The sequence below is a fragment of the Enterococcus durans genome (assembly GCF_002277935.1).
GTDB classification, from domain to species: domain Bacteria; phylum Bacillota; class Bacilli; order Lactobacillales; family Enterococcaceae; genus Enterococcus_B; species Enterococcus_B durans.
In genome coordinates, this window is the sequence record NZ_CP022930.1 from 269733 (window position 1) to 285179 (window position 15447).

General features: G+C 39.5%; 17 protein-coding genes. 4 read left to right on the plus strand and 13 right to left on the minus strand.

Annotation, left to right across the window (positions count from 1 at the left end; all coding sequences use genetic code 11):
• Positions 1-3: 3 nt before the first annotated feature.
• The 6 genes from CJZ72_RS01330 to CJZ72_RS01355 all read right to left on the minus strand — a co-directional run bounded on the left by CJZ72_RS01330 (position 4) and on the right by CJZ72_RS01355 (position 4269).
• Positions 4-726 carry a GntR family transcriptional regulator, LSA1692 subfamily gene (locus CJZ72_RS01330; RefSeq protein WP_081134233.1) on the minus strand — a complete coding sequence of 241 codons (723 nt, stop codon included), beginning with the start codon at positions 724-726 and terminating at the stop codon, positions 4-6.
• A 289-nt stretch (positions 727-1015) separates the two neighbouring features.
• Entirely contained in the window at positions 1016-1462 is a 447-nt protein-coding gene (locus CJZ72_RS01335; protein ID WP_227259879.1) for a hypothetical protein, read from the minus strand.
• A gap of 70 nt (positions 1463-1532) precedes the next feature.
• Positions 1533-2423 (minus strand): RsiV family protein, encoded by an 891-nt coding sequence (locus CJZ72_RS01340; protein WP_081134231.1) that lies wholly within the window; start codon positions 2421-2423, stop codon positions 1533-1535.
• A 13-nt stretch (positions 2424-2436) separates the two neighbouring features.
• The gene (locus CJZ72_RS01345) at positions 2437-2856 is read right to left on the minus strand and encodes an RNA polymerase sigma factor (RefSeq protein WP_232509773.1); all 420 of its coding nucleotides are present in this window, start codon (positions 2854-2856) and stop codon (positions 2437-2439) included.
• 294 nt (positions 2857-3150) lie between these two features.
• On the minus strand, positions 3151-3756 hold the full coding sequence (gene rpoE, locus CJZ72_RS01350; protein ID WP_016177384.1) for a DNA-directed RNA polymerase subunit delta: 606 nt from the start codon (positions 3754-3756) through the stop codon (positions 3151-3153).
• A gap of 75 nt (positions 3757-3831) precedes the next feature.
• Positions 3832-4269 (minus strand): DUF1934 domain-containing protein, encoded by a 438-nt coding sequence (locus CJZ72_RS01355; RefSeq protein WP_005878400.1) that lies wholly within the window; start codon positions 4267-4269, stop codon positions 3832-3834.
• Between the two features lie 188 nt (positions 4270-4457).
• Here CJZ72_RS01355 and CJZ72_RS01360 point away from each other — a divergent pair, with 188 nt between their 5' ends.
• The 3 genes from CJZ72_RS01360 to yidA are packed head-to-tail and all read left to right on the plus strand — an operon-like array spanning position 4458 to position 7467.
• Complete coding sequence (locus CJZ72_RS01360) at positions 4458-5288, plus strand: lipoate--protein ligase family protein (RefSeq protein WP_081134229.1); 831 nt, start codon at positions 4458-4460, stop codon at positions 5286-5288.
• Entirely contained in the window at positions 5272-6642 is a 1371-nt protein-coding gene (locus CJZ72_RS01365; protein WP_005878396.1) for an HD domain-containing protein, read from the plus strand. The genes CJZ72_RS01360 and CJZ72_RS01365 overlap by 17 nt, the downstream gene beginning before the upstream one ends.
• A gap of 15 nt (positions 6643-6657) precedes the next feature.
• On the plus strand, positions 6658-7467 hold the full coding sequence (gene yidA, locus CJZ72_RS01370; RefSeq protein ID WP_081134228.1) for a sugar-phosphatase: 810 nt from the start codon (positions 6658-6660) through the stop codon (positions 7465-7467).
• 85 nt (positions 7468-7552) lie between these two features.
• Here the strand turns inward: yidA and CJZ72_RS01375 are convergent, their stop codons facing one another.
• Entirely contained in the window at positions 7553-7993 is a 441-nt protein-coding gene (locus CJZ72_RS01375) for an NUDIX hydrolase (protein WP_005878392.1), read from the minus strand.
• A gap of 129 nt (positions 7994-8122) precedes the next feature.
• Here CJZ72_RS01375 and gloA point away from each other — a divergent pair, with 129 nt between their 5' ends.
• A complete protein-coding gene (gene gloA / locus CJZ72_RS01380) occupies positions 8123-8494 on the plus strand; it encodes a lactoylglutathione lyase (RefSeq protein WP_005878391.1) in 372 nt (123 codons plus the stop codon).
• A 212-nt stretch (positions 8495-8706) separates the two neighbouring features.
• Here the strand turns inward: gloA and CJZ72_RS01385 are convergent, their stop codons facing one another.
• The 6 genes from CJZ72_RS01385 to CJZ72_RS01410 form a co-directional block, all read right to left on the minus strand.
• A complete protein-coding gene (locus CJZ72_RS01385) occupies positions 8707-10053 on the minus strand; it encodes a TrkH family potassium uptake protein (protein WP_082192126.1) in 1347 nt (448 codons plus the stop codon).
• 287 nt (positions 10054-10340) lie between these two features.
• Complete coding sequence (locus CJZ72_RS01390) at positions 10341-10973, minus strand: V-type ATP synthase subunit D (protein ID WP_081135619.1); 633 nt, start codon at positions 10971-10973, stop codon at positions 10341-10343.
• Between the two features lie 8 nt (positions 10974-10981).
• Entirely contained in the window at positions 10982-12358 is a 1377-nt protein-coding gene (locus CJZ72_RS01395) for a V-type ATP synthase subunit B (protein ID WP_005878385.1), read from the minus strand.
• Positions 12351-14132, minus strand: coding sequence for a V-type ATP synthase subunit A (locus CJZ72_RS01400; RefSeq protein ID WP_081135616.1), 1782 nt, complete (start codon positions 14130-14132; stop codon positions 12351-12353). The genes CJZ72_RS01395 and CJZ72_RS01400 overlap by 8 nt, the downstream gene beginning before the upstream one ends.
• 20 nt (positions 14133-14152) lie before the next feature.
• Entirely contained in the window at positions 14153-14464 is a 312-nt protein-coding gene (locus CJZ72_RS01405) for a V-type ATP synthase subunit F (RefSeq protein WP_053109206.1), read from the minus strand.
• The gene (locus tag CJZ72_RS01410) at positions 14454-15440 is read right to left on the minus strand and encodes a V-type ATPase subunit (protein ID WP_081135614.1); all 987 of its coding nucleotides are present in this window, start codon (positions 15438-15440) and stop codon (positions 14454-14456) included. Before CJZ72_RS01410 ends, CJZ72_RS01405 begins: the two co-directional genes overlap by 11 nt.
• Positions 15441-15447: the final 7 nt, after the last annotated feature.

A 15447-nucleotide genomic window follows, 5' to 3' on the forward strand; every position in this document is an offset into this window, starting at 1 on the left:
TTGTCACCCCTTATTCTGTCGTATCAATGTATTTTTGAATGTATATTTATCCGCACGATAAAACGAGCGGTCATATAAAATAGGGCGGGCGGCTGGTGAATACGTCATGGAGTGAACTAGCAGCATGGGTTCCCCAACCTGGACTTTAAGTAGTTTTGATACATCTTTAGTGACTTTTACTGCTTCGACCTCTTGATGTGCATAACCGATCTCGATATGTTTTTCGATTACTTGATACAATGAGCCACTTAACTCTTTTTTTGTTGCCTCCCCTATATAGCGTTTCAGTACGTAGAGGTTTTCGACTGTCATTGGTTCATCTTCAAAAGACCGTAGTCGAATCAAGTGAACGATTGGCTCAGAGGCATATTCGCCAAATGCCTGTTTTATTTTAAGGGGCAGTTCCTTGGCAATCTCATATCCCAGCACTTCTGTTTTTGTTTGTTTTCCTTGGATACGAGCCGTTTCAGTAAAACTTTGCAGACCACCAGAGCCACTTTGGATCTTTGGCTGCTTCATGACATATGTGCCTTTTCCTTTTTCTTTTACTAAGATATTCTGACTGATCAATAATTCAATCGCTTTTCGTATAGTGAGCCGACTACATTGAAATTCATCCGCTAGATCATATTCAGAGGGTAGTTTTTGACTAGATACATAAACACCATCTTCCACGCGTTCTTCAATTTTGCGTGCAATCTCCTGAAATATCGGCTGGTTTTTCACAGCATTCCCTCCTAATTTCTGTTTCTAATACAGTATGGTATCCCTTTCATTTCAAAACAATTCAACTTTAGAATTACTTTTAAAAGAATACCAACAAAAATAAGTATATACCAATAAGTATATACTTTCACTTAAAATTTCAATTTTAAGAATAATTTATCCAATTGAATGACCGAAAAGAGTCGTTCATTGGCAGCTGCAGAAATAACTATCCCTATTCGGAAATAATTTTTCCGATCAAGAACACTCCAACGAACCGACACTTTTCGTTTTCTTCAATTACTGTAGTTTAGTCTTCATGATAAGGAACATAATCTTCATAACTTTCGCTACTATTCAATTCTTCATTTTCTAAAAGCATGTTTGCTCCGCCCATCAATTCAGAACTCATTGGACCATTGAGTAGTCGATCATTCTCTTCGATCAATCGTTGGTAATCTTCTGAACTGATGATAGCGCCTGTTTTGATATTTTTGTATTGTTCAGGTAACGGTTCTTGTCCTAAATCAATATTTTTATTCTCAAACTCTTCTTCTTTGTAAGTGACGAAATAGCCATGGGACAATTTCTTTTTGACCGTGTAGTCACATTGTGGACAACGGATCGGCATTTCTTTTTTTCGATGATGGACAACATTTGTCACTTCATTATAATAAAATTTCGTTTGACATTGCGGACATTTCAATTTGTCATCAAGCATTTTGATCGTCTCCTTCATCATTTCTTTGTCTACCACTTTTGTCTATTACTATAGTAGCGCAAAAGGAGAATTTTGGACAAATGAAAACTATTTTGACGATACAAAGCTAACGGTCTAAGTAATCACTTGTTGCCAATAATTTGCTGGTTATCGCTTTTGGAATCACAAATTCTGGATTCCCCATATAGCCTGGAGCAATAGCAAACTGGTCGTAAACCAAAACAAGCTCGTAATTTTTATTGATGTAAAAAGACGTATCCTTCGTTACTAACGGGATTTCTTCTACTCCTTCTTGAAAATCTTTGTTTGTCCAGTAGTATTTCTCTGGATTTTCTTTTACTTGTTCGCTCATTTGTTGTTTGACCTCTTTAGTCAGTGTAGAAATATACTGGTCATCCTTGAACAACAATGGCAAAGATAAAACTACACTGTTTTGTTTATCGATCGTGTCATATCTTTTTTCTGTATAACTATCTGCAGCCGTTTTTGTTAGGTTTCTTTCAACAACTAAAAAGCGCGTATCATCTAGGACCTTCCGATAATCACCCGTAACTTGAAAATGACCCTTTTCAATATCCTGATACTCCATTTTTGCTTTTTCAAATTCGACTTTTCCTTCGCGAAAGTATTTTTTGTTCAATCCACTGATGGTTTCATTTTCTTCACTTTCACTTGTCGTTACTTGCGGAACATCGATAGTGATACCCTTATCAGACAGCTGCTCCCCTAAGAGCAATCTGACAGCTGGACCAATGATCGGGAGGTCTTCAGCAAAACTACGTGCCTGATCGCTAAAAAGCAGGCTGCTAGTTGTTACTGCCAATAATGCAATAGTGACTAAAAATCCTTTTATTTGTTTTTTTCTTCTTAACTTCCTAACGAGCAAATGCTCTTCCAAGGAATAACGGGTGAATATCTCATTCTTTATGTTCTCAGGTATTTCTTGTTCTCCATATACTTTCTTTAGTACATCCAGTTCTTTTTGGGCAGAATACATTCTTAACTCTCCTTTACTGTAAAATTTTTCTTAGCAGATTCAATGAACGATACATCTTGGTTTTGACTGTATTTTCGTTCAGCTCTAATATCTCAGCGATTTCTTTCAAGCGAAACCCTTCAAAAAAGTGAAGAATCAAAATTTCTTTTTCCGGACTGTCGATACCTTCTAATACTTCGTAGAGCTCTTTTGTAGAAATTTCAGAAGGATCTACCCCGACTGAGCGTGCTTCTTCAAAAGATTCAAAGCGGTAGCGTTTTTGTTTTCGCCAAGCATCGATAGCTGTTCGGATAAGTATTCGATAGAACCATGCGGCAAAATGTTCGATGTCTTCTCCTTTCTCAAAATAAGTTAATGCTTTGTGAAAGCTATCTTGCATGACATCTAATGCTTCTTCTTTATCATGAACATAAGTCATTGTGATCCGATACATCTTTTCATATTCGGTTTGGATCAATTCATTTAATAAACGTTTAGATTTTTCAATCTGTTTCTTTTTCCTATAACTAGTAAAAATCGAACTCAGCCCCTTTCCGTCTCACCTACTATGACGTTTTGAATCACCAAAAAGTTTCAAAATGATTTATTTTTTTATGTACATACTGATTTAAAGATAGAAAAAAGGTGGGACAAAAGTAAGAAACACTTTTGTCTCGCCCTCTTCTAAATACGAACAAAAGGCGGGAGCAGAAATAATTTCTGCTGTCCCGCCCTCTTTGAAAGACATTTACTCTTCAGTAAATTCTTCGTCTTCGTAGTCTTCATCGTCATCTTCTATAATGCTTAGATCCTCTTCGATGTTTCCTGGCAATTCTTCTTCATCATCACTTGTATCGTCTGCACCTATTTCTTGGAGGTCAGAGTTATAAGCAGCGATTTCTTCATCATCGTCATCATCATCTTCAAAAAGATCATCATCGTCTTCGTCAGACAAATCAGTATCTTCTGGGTCGTCATCATTATAATCGATTGCATCTTCATCATCATTGATAAAGGCATTTACTTTTTTACGTTTGCGTCGACGAGGTGTATCTTCATCTTCTTCGTCGATTCCATGGTTGACTTCTTCATCGATTGAATCGATTGCATACCATGAACGCAAGCCCCAGCGATTGTCGCCTAATGAAATAAAGCTACCATCAATATTTAAGTCAGTATAAAATTGTGCGAGTGAATCACGAATTTCACTATCTGATTTTCCAAGATAGTTTTGGATTTGGTTTGCTAAATCAGAAAAATCCATCACATCGCCACGTTGTTCTAAGATCGCGTGTGCTACTTCGATCATCGATAATTCGTTTTTGTTTGCACCTTCAAATACACTAATTTCCAATCAGGACACGTCCTTTCACAGTCTACTCCTTATCATACAAAATCAAACGCAAAAAATCAAACGTTTCTTTACGATTTAAGCAGTAAAGTCTAAAGTTAAATAATATTCGCCTAATTTTTCAGGACCCATAAATAAATCATAATCAATGAGGACTTTTCCCGCTGTTGGTCGATCCTTCAAACTTACATGTAATTCTTTTGTAAATGTTTCAACTTGGATCATTCCGTAAGGTGTTTTATAATTCGTTTCTAGGCGCTCACGGTAGCCGAATTTCAAGCGCATCCGCATCTCACCTGCGCGAATCAATTGGACATGACCATCTGGCATCAGCTTGATCGTCACTGGCACTTCCTTATCTGTTCCCTCTTGGACTTCTTGATAACGTATGTATAGAGTGTCACCGATTTTGACCATTTGTCCTTTTAAATCAAAGAAAAAATCTTGCTGTTCACCGTGTTGTTGAACTTTCGTGCGTAATTTAATTGAAATAGGTGTACCATTTGATCGTTCCATTTTTTCATTCTCCTTTGCTTCTCATAGCTACATTGTTCCCAGTTTTCCCATATTTGTCAACCAACTTGTATGAAAATCTAAGAAGATTTTTTTCACAACATCTTTTATCATTTAGAGTATAATAATGAAGAAACAGGCTTTCAGCACTCTGTTTTTTCAATCAACCAATTACAAAAGGAGTGAATGGCATGTATCCAACAACCATTTTGGATCAAAAAACTTATCATACAAATGATTTTACCCCTTTTGCCCTGACGGATATATTAACCGAGTATTCCAAAAAAAACAATACGGTCTTTTTACATTTTTGGCAATACGATCAAACGGTGATTCTAGGAATGAAAGATACACGGACACCTTATTTGAAAGACGGAATAAAGGAATTAATAGACTTAGGATTCGTCCCAGTGGTAAGAAATTCTGGTGGATTGGGGATTATTTCAGATAGTGGGATCTTGAATATCTCATTGATCTTCCCTCAAAACGAAGACGCCAAGATCTCGATCGATGATGCGTACAAAAAAATGCTGAAACTGACTAAAGTAGCATTTCCTGAGGCTGACATCCAGGCCTTTGAAGTCACCCATTCCTATTGCCCTGGTACTTATGATCTGAGTATCCGTGGCAAAAAATTTGCTGGGATCGCTCAACGGAGAATAAAAAATGGCATCTCTGTTATGATGTATTTAAGTGTCAATGGCGATCAGCAAGCAAGAGGATCAGCCATGAAAAAATTCTATCAAGCATCTTTACAAGATGACTTTGGAACCAATGGCTATCCTGCAGTCATTCCTGAAAGCATGGAGACTTTAGAGACACTGCTTGCTACTTCCTTTACTGTTGAGGAAGTCAAACAACGCTTCATTCATGCTTTCAATCAGTTATACTTACCTGGTCAGCAACTTGACTCCAATCAATGGAAAAAGGACCATGTCCTTACAGATGAATGGACAACACAGATCGATCGTATGCAGGAACGAAATAAGATAAAGGAGCTTGCCCATGACTATACCATATAAATATCAGATGCTACCGATGGAAAAAGTTTTTCGTGATCCTGTCCATAACTACATCCATGTACAGCATCAAGTAATTTTAGATTTGATAAATTCCAAAGAAGTCCAGCGCCTTCGACGGATCAAGCAGCTAGGAACAGCTTCCTTTACCTTTCATGGAGCTGAACATAGCCGCTTTACACATTCTTTAGGCGTATACGAAATATCGCGACGGATCTGCGATATTTTTTCCCGTAACTTTCCTCAAGAAAAAATGGGTCGTGATGGCTGGGATGATCAAGAACGTTTAGTCACGTTATGCGCAGCGCTACTTCACGATATCGGCCATGGACCTTATTCACATACATTCGAACATATCTTTCATACGGATCACGAAGCAATCACTGTCGAAATCATTACTTCACCTGAAACAGAAGTTTACCAAATTCTTAACCGAGTAGAGGCTGGTTTCCCAGAAAAAGTCGCGAGCGTAATCCAAAAAACGTATCCTAATCCTCAAGTCGTCCAAATGATTTCTAGCCAAATCGATGCAGATCGCATGGACTACTTGTTAAGAGATGCTTACTTCACTGGCACAGAATACGGAACATTCGATCTCACTCGAATTTTGCGTGTGATCCGTCCGTATGAGGGTGGCATCGCCTTTTCAATGAGTGGGATGCATGCAGTGGAAGATTATATCGTTAGTCGTTACCAGATGTATGTCCAAGTTTACTTCCATCCAGTTTCCCGTGGAATGGAAGTCATTTTGGAACATCTCTTGCACCGTGCCCATGAACTTTATCGTGAAGATCCTAGCAGTTTTGAGTTGCACTCACAACTTTTATTGCCTTTTCTTGATGAAAAATTTACATTGAATGACTATTTGAAATTAGATGACGGTGTCTTAGGAACTTACTTCACTCAATGGACAGAATCAGATGATCCCATTTTAAATGATTTAGCCAAGCGCTTTTTAAATCGAAAACCATTGAAATCAGCTGCCTTTTCTGGTGATCGCTCGTCACACTTGATCAAAGAATTGACTACACTTGTTGAAAGAGTCGGTTATAATCCTATTTACTATACTGCAGTGAATTCAAGTTACGATCTGCCTTACGACTTTTATCGTCCTGAGGAAAATCGCCACCGCACGCAAATCGAGATTTTGAGAAATGACAGAACTTTGGTAGAATTATCAGAGGTGAGCCAACTGGTGGCTGCTCTTGCTGGACAAGAGCAAGGAGATGAGCGTTTCTTTTTCCCTAAAGAAATGGTCGATCCATCTTTACGAAACCACTACGATCTATTCGATGAAACGTATCAAGAATTCGCCCGTCATATACGTAATGGTTCATTGATCGAGGAAATAAATTAAATACTGGAGGAAATTATGTCTATCAAGTTAGTCGCCATCGACATCGATGGTACCCTATTAAATGAAAAAAGAGAAATCACGTTAGAAGTCAAAGAAGCAATTGCAAAAGCTGTAGCCCAAGGAGTGGCCATCGTATTATGTACAGGTCGTCCATTACCCGGTGTCAAAGAGCAATTGGATGAATTGGAGCTATTCCAAGAAAATGATTATGTCATCACTTATAATGGTGCATTAGTTCAACAAACAAAATCTGGTAAGATCATCGCCCGTCATGGATTGACCCATGAAGATTTCCTAGAGATCGAAGTAATGGCACGTCGCGTCGGCAGCCATCTACACTCGATCGATGACAAAGCGATCTACACACCCAACCGTGACATCAGTGCTTACACGATCCATGAAGCAAGCTTAGTCAAGATGCCATTGAAATACCGCACACCCGAAGAAATGACACCGGATATGAATCTAGTGAAGATGATGATGATCGATGAACCAGAAGTCTTAGATGCTGCTATCGCTCGTTTGCCGCAAGCTTTCCGTGAAAAATATACGACAGTGAAGAGTGCTCCTTATTACTTTGAAGTGTTGAATAAAGAAGCAAGCAAAGGAGCAGCTGTAGCAAATCTTGCCCAACATTTGGGTATCGCACAAGATGAGATCATGGCGATCGGTGATAACGAAAACGACCTCTCAATGATCGAATATGCTGGATTAGGTGTCGCTATGGGAAATGCTATCCCACTAGTGAAAGAAGCAGCAAATGTCATCACGACCACAAACGATGAACATGGTGTAGCAGAAGCAATCAAAAAGTATGTATTATAGTTTTAACTAATACTATCGTCAAAATTGCATGTGAAAAAAATTAAGAAACACAAACCTCTTCTTTACTTAGGTTTGTGTTTCTTGTTTATTTCTTTTTTGTTAGCCATTGCTCAACAGCCCATTTATGACTCCCACGTTTCAATTTTTGGATAGCATCAACGGGACTTACCCACCAGATCTGATTCGTTTTTTCAGTCGGTTCCCCCACTTGTTGCCAGTTGCTTGCAACATAAAAATAACCGGGATTATAGTAATGTGTTTTACGATAATTGGAATAAAAATATTCATCTGCTTCACCTAGATAGATGTCGATCTCCGCCGCGATCCCCATCTCTTCGATCAACTCACGACGAAGTGCTTCTTTCTTTGTTTCTTGCCCTTCAATCTCTCCACCAGGTAAAAAAAAGGCTCCATTTGGTGCTTCAATCAGTGCAATTTCGTTATTTTTTTCGACGATTATATAGGCAGCATATCGATTCAAATACTCTGCTGATTGTTCTTTCTCACCAAATACTGGTTTATCCATGTTTGTTTGTCCACCTTAAACTTATTTTCTTTTATTCTACATGAGAGTTTTCTCATAAACAAGCGCAAATCTATTATTTTTTATTCTTTTTTTGATATGATTGAAAAAAAGAAAGGATGGATTTTACTTATGAAAATGGCTCATACTTGCGTACGAGTAAAAGATCTTGACGCTTCCCTAGAATTTTATCAAAAAGCATTTGGCTTTGAAGAAAGCCGTCGTCGCGACTTTCCAGAAAGTAAATTTACACTTGTTTATTTGACTTTACCTGGAGACGACTACGAATTGGAGCTTACTTATAATTATGACCATGAAGCGTACGATTTAGGAAATGGCTATGGACACATTGCAATTGCCTCAGATGATTTAGAAGCACTCCATGAAAAACATCAAGCAGAAGGATTCAATGTGACTGACTTAAAAGGTCTGCCTGGAACAGCCCCTTCTTATTACTTCATCGTAGATCCAGACGGCTACAAGATCGAAATCATCCGTGGCTAGATAACTATCTAGATACTAAAAAAGAGGTCAAGATAAATTAAAAAAACGAGCATGGGACAAAAGTAAAAAACACTTTTGTCCCATGCTTTAAATATGAAACGATGAAAAAGATGCAGCCTCTTCGATAATCAATCCGATATCCACAATAAGTTGAAACACAATTTCTGTGATCTCCTTACTTTTTTTGAAGTGAAACCCTTCTTTTCCAACCTCTAGCCAATCATGACACTTTCTTCAGGAAGCTTGTAGTTTGGTTCTGCTTTGTTTGCTTTGACTAATAAAGAAAAAATGACAGTCATGACCCCAACACGCCCGATATACATCAATGAAATGATGACCAGTTTGCCAACAACTGATAAGTCTGGTGTCAGACCCATTGTCAGCCCTACCGTACCGAAAGCTGAAAATACTTCAAAAGCAATGTACTCGATTCCCGAAGTACTTGGAATGGTTTCTGTAACAGACAAGATCATGATAGCCACTACACATAACGTCAGAGTAACAAAGAAGAGTGTCAAAGCTCGTAGAACAGCTGCTTGGCGAATTGTTCGACCAAATGCTTCCGCACGAGTTTTCCCTTTGAACATCGCCCGCATCTGAATGAACAATATCCCTAACGTCGTTGTTTTCAAGCCGCCAGCTGTTGACCCAGAAGTTCCTCCGATATACATCAAAAACATTGTTACGATCAATCCTGCATGGCTCATCCTCAAATAATCAATGGAATAATACCCTGCAGTTCTTGGTGTCACACTCATGAAAAAGGTGTTCGCTAACTTTTCCCAAAATGTTCCATCTACTAGTTTCAGTCCATTTCTTTCCGTAAAGAAAAACAGAATAAATCCACCGATCAGTAGGCTGGCTGTCACTGTCAACGCAATTTTGGAATGTAGCGTGATTCTTTTTACTTTGTGATAGCTTAACAAATCTCGCCAAACAATGAACCCTAACCCACCTGCAATGATCAATACTGAGATCACCATGATCAAATAAGCGTTTGTCTGATAGTCATGCAAACTATCTCCCAGTAAATCAAACCCTGCATTACAAAAACTGGATACTGCATGAAAAATACTAAACCAGATACCTTTGCCCCAGCCAAATTTAGGCACAAATGCGAAACTCAATGCTAAGGCACCCAATAACTGGATAACTACTGCAAATTTCAGGATATAAAGCATCAGACTCATGACACCAGAAATCTCTTCAAGGTTTAATGCTTCCTTTAAAACGATCCGCATACTGAAGCTGACTTTTTTCTTCGCTAATGCGAAAAAGAGAATAGGGATCATCATGAAACCCAATCCACCAATTTCAATCAGCATCATGATCAAAAACTGGCCGGCACTGTTCCAATGCTCTGCTGTATTTAGTGTGGTCAATCCTGTGACGCAGATTGCCGAAGTAGCCGTAAACAACGCATCCAAAAAATTGGTTTGTTCCCCGTTTTGACTAAACATTGGCAAGGAGAGCAAGCCTCCTCCAATGAGTATCAAAACAAAAAATCCTGCCGCAATCAATTGTACGGGCGATATTTTTTTGTTCCTTTTCTTTTTCATGACAGACATTCCTTTTTTGTTTTCATTTACAAAAGTGAGCGCGTGGGACAAAAGTAAGAAACACTTTTGTCTTATTCTTTAAAAACGAATAAACGGTGGGAGCAGAAGCAACTCCTTCTTAAATAAGCCGAACTTCACAAAAATTTGAAAAGAAATTTTCGTGAAGTTCTTCTTATTTCTCGGAGTTAAACACTTCTGCCCCAGCCTCTTTTTCGATTCTCTCAAGCTTTTGCAGCAACTTTTTCATTTCGTCTAAAGAATCATTCACTCAGACGGTCGCTTTTTGGCTACTGCTTGTTGCTCATATTTTTGACTTTGATCAAACGAGTCACTTCCGCACGTTCATTTTCTTCCAGTTTCATTTTAATATAATAAATCGTTTCTTCCAACTGTGGGATCGTCATATACTCTAAAGCATTGACCCGTCTTCTTGTCTTCTCGATTTCTTCTGCCATCAACTGACACGATTTTTCGATTTCTGATAACTCTAGAAGTTTCGGCAACAAATGGGTGAAACGGTCGATCGAGCGATCCAATTCAGCATTGGAATTCAGAAAACCATATTCTAATGGCGCATCACTTAGTTGCTCATCATACTGAAAATTCATGATCGGTACTTTGACACTCATGATATTTTTCTCTACGACAGAAAGTTCCACATTTTCAGTAGGCAAAGCGAGCAACTCCTCAATGAACGAGTCATTGATCGTTGATTTCGCCAAAACGAAATCACTCATCGCCTGTTCCATTGTTTTTTCCACTGTCTGTCGCAAGTCATTATTTTTACGAATCAATAGAATAAATTGTCGCATCAATTCATCCTGTTTGTCTTTTAAAAGTTTATGCCCTCTGGTTGCGGTCGTCAATTGTTTTTTTAATCGAGTTAATTCCATTCTAGTTGGATTGACGTTTAATCGCATCGAAAAACTCACTTCCCTTCCGGCAGATACTTGTCCAGTAGATCGTCTTTGATCCGTTTTAATTCAGTTCGTGGAAGCATCGCTAAAAGTTCCCAACCTAAATCAAGTGTTTCTGTAATTGTTCGGTTTGTATAGAATCCTTGATTCACATATTCATTTTCGAATCGCTCCGCAAATTTCGCATAGATTTTATCGACATCTGATAATGCAGATTCGCCCAAAACGACAGCTAATTCTTTTGCCTGTTTTCCCTGTGCATAAGCTGCGAATAGTTGATTCATCGTTGCTGCATGATCCTCTCGCGTTTTCCCAGCGCCTGTTCCTTTGTCTTTCAAACGAGAAAGAGACGGCAATACATCGATTGGTGGCTGGATGCCACTCTTATACAGCTCTCTAGTCAAAATGATCTGTCCTTCAGTGATGTAGCCGGTCAAATCGGGTATTGGGTGGGTCTTATCATCTTCTGGCATCGTCAAGATCGGTATCTGTGTCACTGATCCTTTCAACCCTCGAATACGCCCTGCACGTTCGAACAATGTCGCCAAATTCGTGTAGAGATAGCCCGGATAGCCACGGCGCCCTGGTACTTCTCGACGAGCAGCGGAGATTTCGCGCAACGCTTCGGCATAGTTGGTCATGTCTGTCATGATGACCAACACATGCATGCCTTTTTCATAAGCCAGATATTCTGCAGCTGTCAGCGCCATTCTTGGTGTCGCGATCCTTTCGATTGCTGGATCATTGGCCAAATTCATGAACATCACCGACCGATCGATTGCGCCCGTTTGACGGAAATCTTCCATGAAAAACTCTGCTTCTTCAAAAGTGATCCCTATTGCGGCAAAAACGACAGCAAAATCATCTGAAGAATCCAATACAGTTGCTTGTCTCGCAATTTGTGCAGCTAATTCTTTATGGGGTAACCCTGAACCAGAAAAGACTGGTAGTTTTTGTCCGCGAACTAACGTGTTCAAATGATCGATTGCTGAAATACCTGTTTGGATGAACTCATCGGGATAGTCTCTCGCAACGGGATTGATTACTTCACCGTTGATATCCAAATATTTCTCTGGCAAGATTTCTGGTCCATTGTCTTTTGGTCTACCTAGTCCGTCAAAGACGCGACCGATCATATCTTCTGATACACCCAATTGCAGTGGATGACCTAAGAAACGAACAGAAGAATCTCTTAGATTGATTCCACTAGTTCCTTCAAAAATCTGGACCATCGCTTTATCTTCTTGCACTTCAAGTACTTGTCCCCGACGGATCTCACCATTTTGCATGCGGACTTCGATCAGTTCTTCATACTTTACTCCAGAAACTTTTTCTACCGCCATCAAAGGTCCGACCACTTCTTCGATCGTTCGATATTCTTTAATCATTGGTCATTCCCCCTTCAGAGATGATTGCTTTTATCGTTTCTTTGATTTCCTGATTGATCGCATCTAATTTTGATAGATCGTCTTCTGGAATGTATTTGCTTCGACCGATACGTTCTCTGATAGAAACAGTGCCATCCATGATCTCATTAAGATACGCGCCTAAACTTAAAGCTTTTCGTGCTTCTTCCCCAAACATCAAAATCATTTTTAGCATTTTGAATTGTTTTTCCCTAGAAGTAAATGTATCGACATCATCAAACGCATTTTGTTGTAAGTAGTCTTCACGGATCGATTTTGCGACTTCCAATGTCAAACGGTCATTGTCGGATAAGGAGTCGATCCCTACTAAGCGTACGATTTCATTCAATTGTTCTTCTTCCTGTAAAATACGCATGCCAGTGGCAACCATCTCTGACCAGTTTTCTTGTAACACTTGATCCATATATTTTCCTACTTCAGTTGAATACAAGGAATAACTTTGAATCCAGTTGATCGATGGAAAATGTCGTTTTTGGGCTAATGTTGAGTCCAATCCCCAGAAAACTTTCACGACCCGTAACGTATTTTGTGTGACTGGTTCTGAAACATCCCCGCCAGATGGTGAAACTGCGCTGATTGCTGTAATACTTCCTTCACGATTATCTGAACCTAACGCAATCACTCTACCAGAGCGTTCATAATATTCTGCTAAACGAGAACCTAGGTACGCAGGATAACCTTCATCCCCAGGCATCTCTTCCAAACGTCCGCTCATTTCACGGAGTGCTTCTGCCCAGCGAGAAGTTGAATCTGCCATGATTGCCACATCATACCCCATATCACGGAAGTATTCCGCGATGGTGATACCTGTATAGATAGAAGCTTCTCGGGCCGCTACCGGCATATTGGAGGTGTTAGCGATCAATACTGTACGTTCCATCAATGACTCCCCAGTATTTGGATCGATCAATTCTGGAAACTCGTTCAGTACATCCGTCATTTCATTGCCACGTTCCCCACAGCCCACATAGACCACCAAATCAACATCTGCCCATTTGGCGATCTGGTGCTGTACAACTGTCTTTCCTGCACCGAATGGACCTGGAACAGCTGCTGCTCCACCCTTTGTTACAGGGAAAAATGTATCGATGACCCGTTGTCCTGTGATCATTGGTGCATCAGGATTCAATTTTTCTTTGATAGGGCGGCTTCTTCGTACGGGCCACTTCTGTAACATCGTTAATTCTTTCTTGCCATCTTCTGTATTAATGACACAGACTGGTTCATCGATCGTAAATGAGCCTCTTTCGATCTTCTCGATTTTCCCTTTGATACCGTGAGGGACCATGATTTTATGCTTGATGATCTTAGTTTCGTCGACATAGCCGATTACATCACCAGCACTGACCTCATCCCCGATTTCACTTATAGGTTCGAACCACCATTTTTTCTCATGATCCAATGCGGGCAATTGGATACCCCGGCCTAGGAAATTACTTTGAGTTACTTCCATAAATGTATCTAAAGGCCGTTGGATACCATCAAACATTTGAGCGATGATCCCTGGTCCAAGTTCGACTGACAATGCTTCACCAGTCGATCGAACGGGTTCTCCAGGACCGATGCCTGAAGTTTCTTCGTAAACCTGAATCGATGCGACATCGCCACGCATCTCGATAATTTCACCGATGACTCCTAAATCTCCCACTAAACACATGTCTTGGATACTTGCATCCGACATATTTTCTGCCATAACGAGAGGACCGGAGACTTTTATGATTTTTCCAATTTGCAAATGATTATCTCCTTTTTCTATTATAAGATATTTTGTCCAACTGCTTTTTCTACACTTTTTTGTATCTCAGCAATCCCGATCCCCAAAGATCCTTGATGATTTGGGATCAAGATGATTGCTGGTGTCAACTGTCCTTTATAACGTTCGATCGTTTCAGGGATTTCCTTTGCGCACTGCTCCGTTAAATAAATGACCCCGTATCCTTGTTTAGCCATCTCATCAACAGCGTGTCTGATCTCCTGCTTCGTAGCACTATTTCGAACATCGAATCCAAATAATTTGAATGGCAAGACAGAATCTTTATCGCCCACTACACCTATTTTATGCGTCATAGACTTGTCTCATCCTTTCTTTTAACTGTTCGATCGAAAAATGATTTCGTTTACCAATGATCAACAGTCGAAGATTCTTGCATTCTATTTCTTTCGCGTTCATAAAGGCCAATAGAGGTAAAGGTCCAAAAGCTTGGGTCTGAGCAATTTGATAATAAGAACTTAAATAGTCATCTTTCAGTTGCTCTAACCTCACCAAATCGATCGTTCCATCCTGTATTATCGGTTTTAATAACTCGCTATAATTTGTAGATTGTAAAAATTGAATATACGATTCGAGATCACTGTGCACAAAGGACAAGAAACTTTCCTTCGCAATCTCTCCTGAGCTAGAGATGACTGTGGTCATGAATCCAAGCGATTGTTGCTGTAGGATTCCTCTTGCCATAGTTGTAATATTCGTCAAATCAATGAAAGCGATGATTTCTTCTAGTAACTCCTGATAGCCAAGTTTTTCCCCTAATCTACGCTGTTCTGTCAGAAAACATCGATCATAAATGACATCGATTCCCTGCAAAACAGAAGAGGCATCAAAATATTCTCGCACTTCTTTGATACAAGTCATCAGGTTACTTGGTAAGACAGACGATGCTTGTGTATGGATCGCATCTTTTACTTCCTCAAGTGTATAGAACCCATCATCAATGAACAGATGGTCTAAATCTTTTCCAGTCATCTCTGACTTCGTCAACACCTTCAAATTATGAAATGTATAACGCATCGTGTAGATCCAAACGATTTCTGGTTCTGGGGAAGACTCTTTCAACCATTTGAATAACTCGCTTCGTTCTTTTGCAAGATTGTCTTCAAAATCATACTCAAATCCTTCGTGGATATAGGGACTGTAGATCGTGGTCTTTAAAATCTCTCCAAGGTCTTCGATTGAATCAACTTGAAGCATTCGGTCAAAGGTCTCTTTAGAGATCAATTCCAGTTCTCTGCCACGTATCAAGGGATTCAATTCATGGTACTCCATTCGTCAT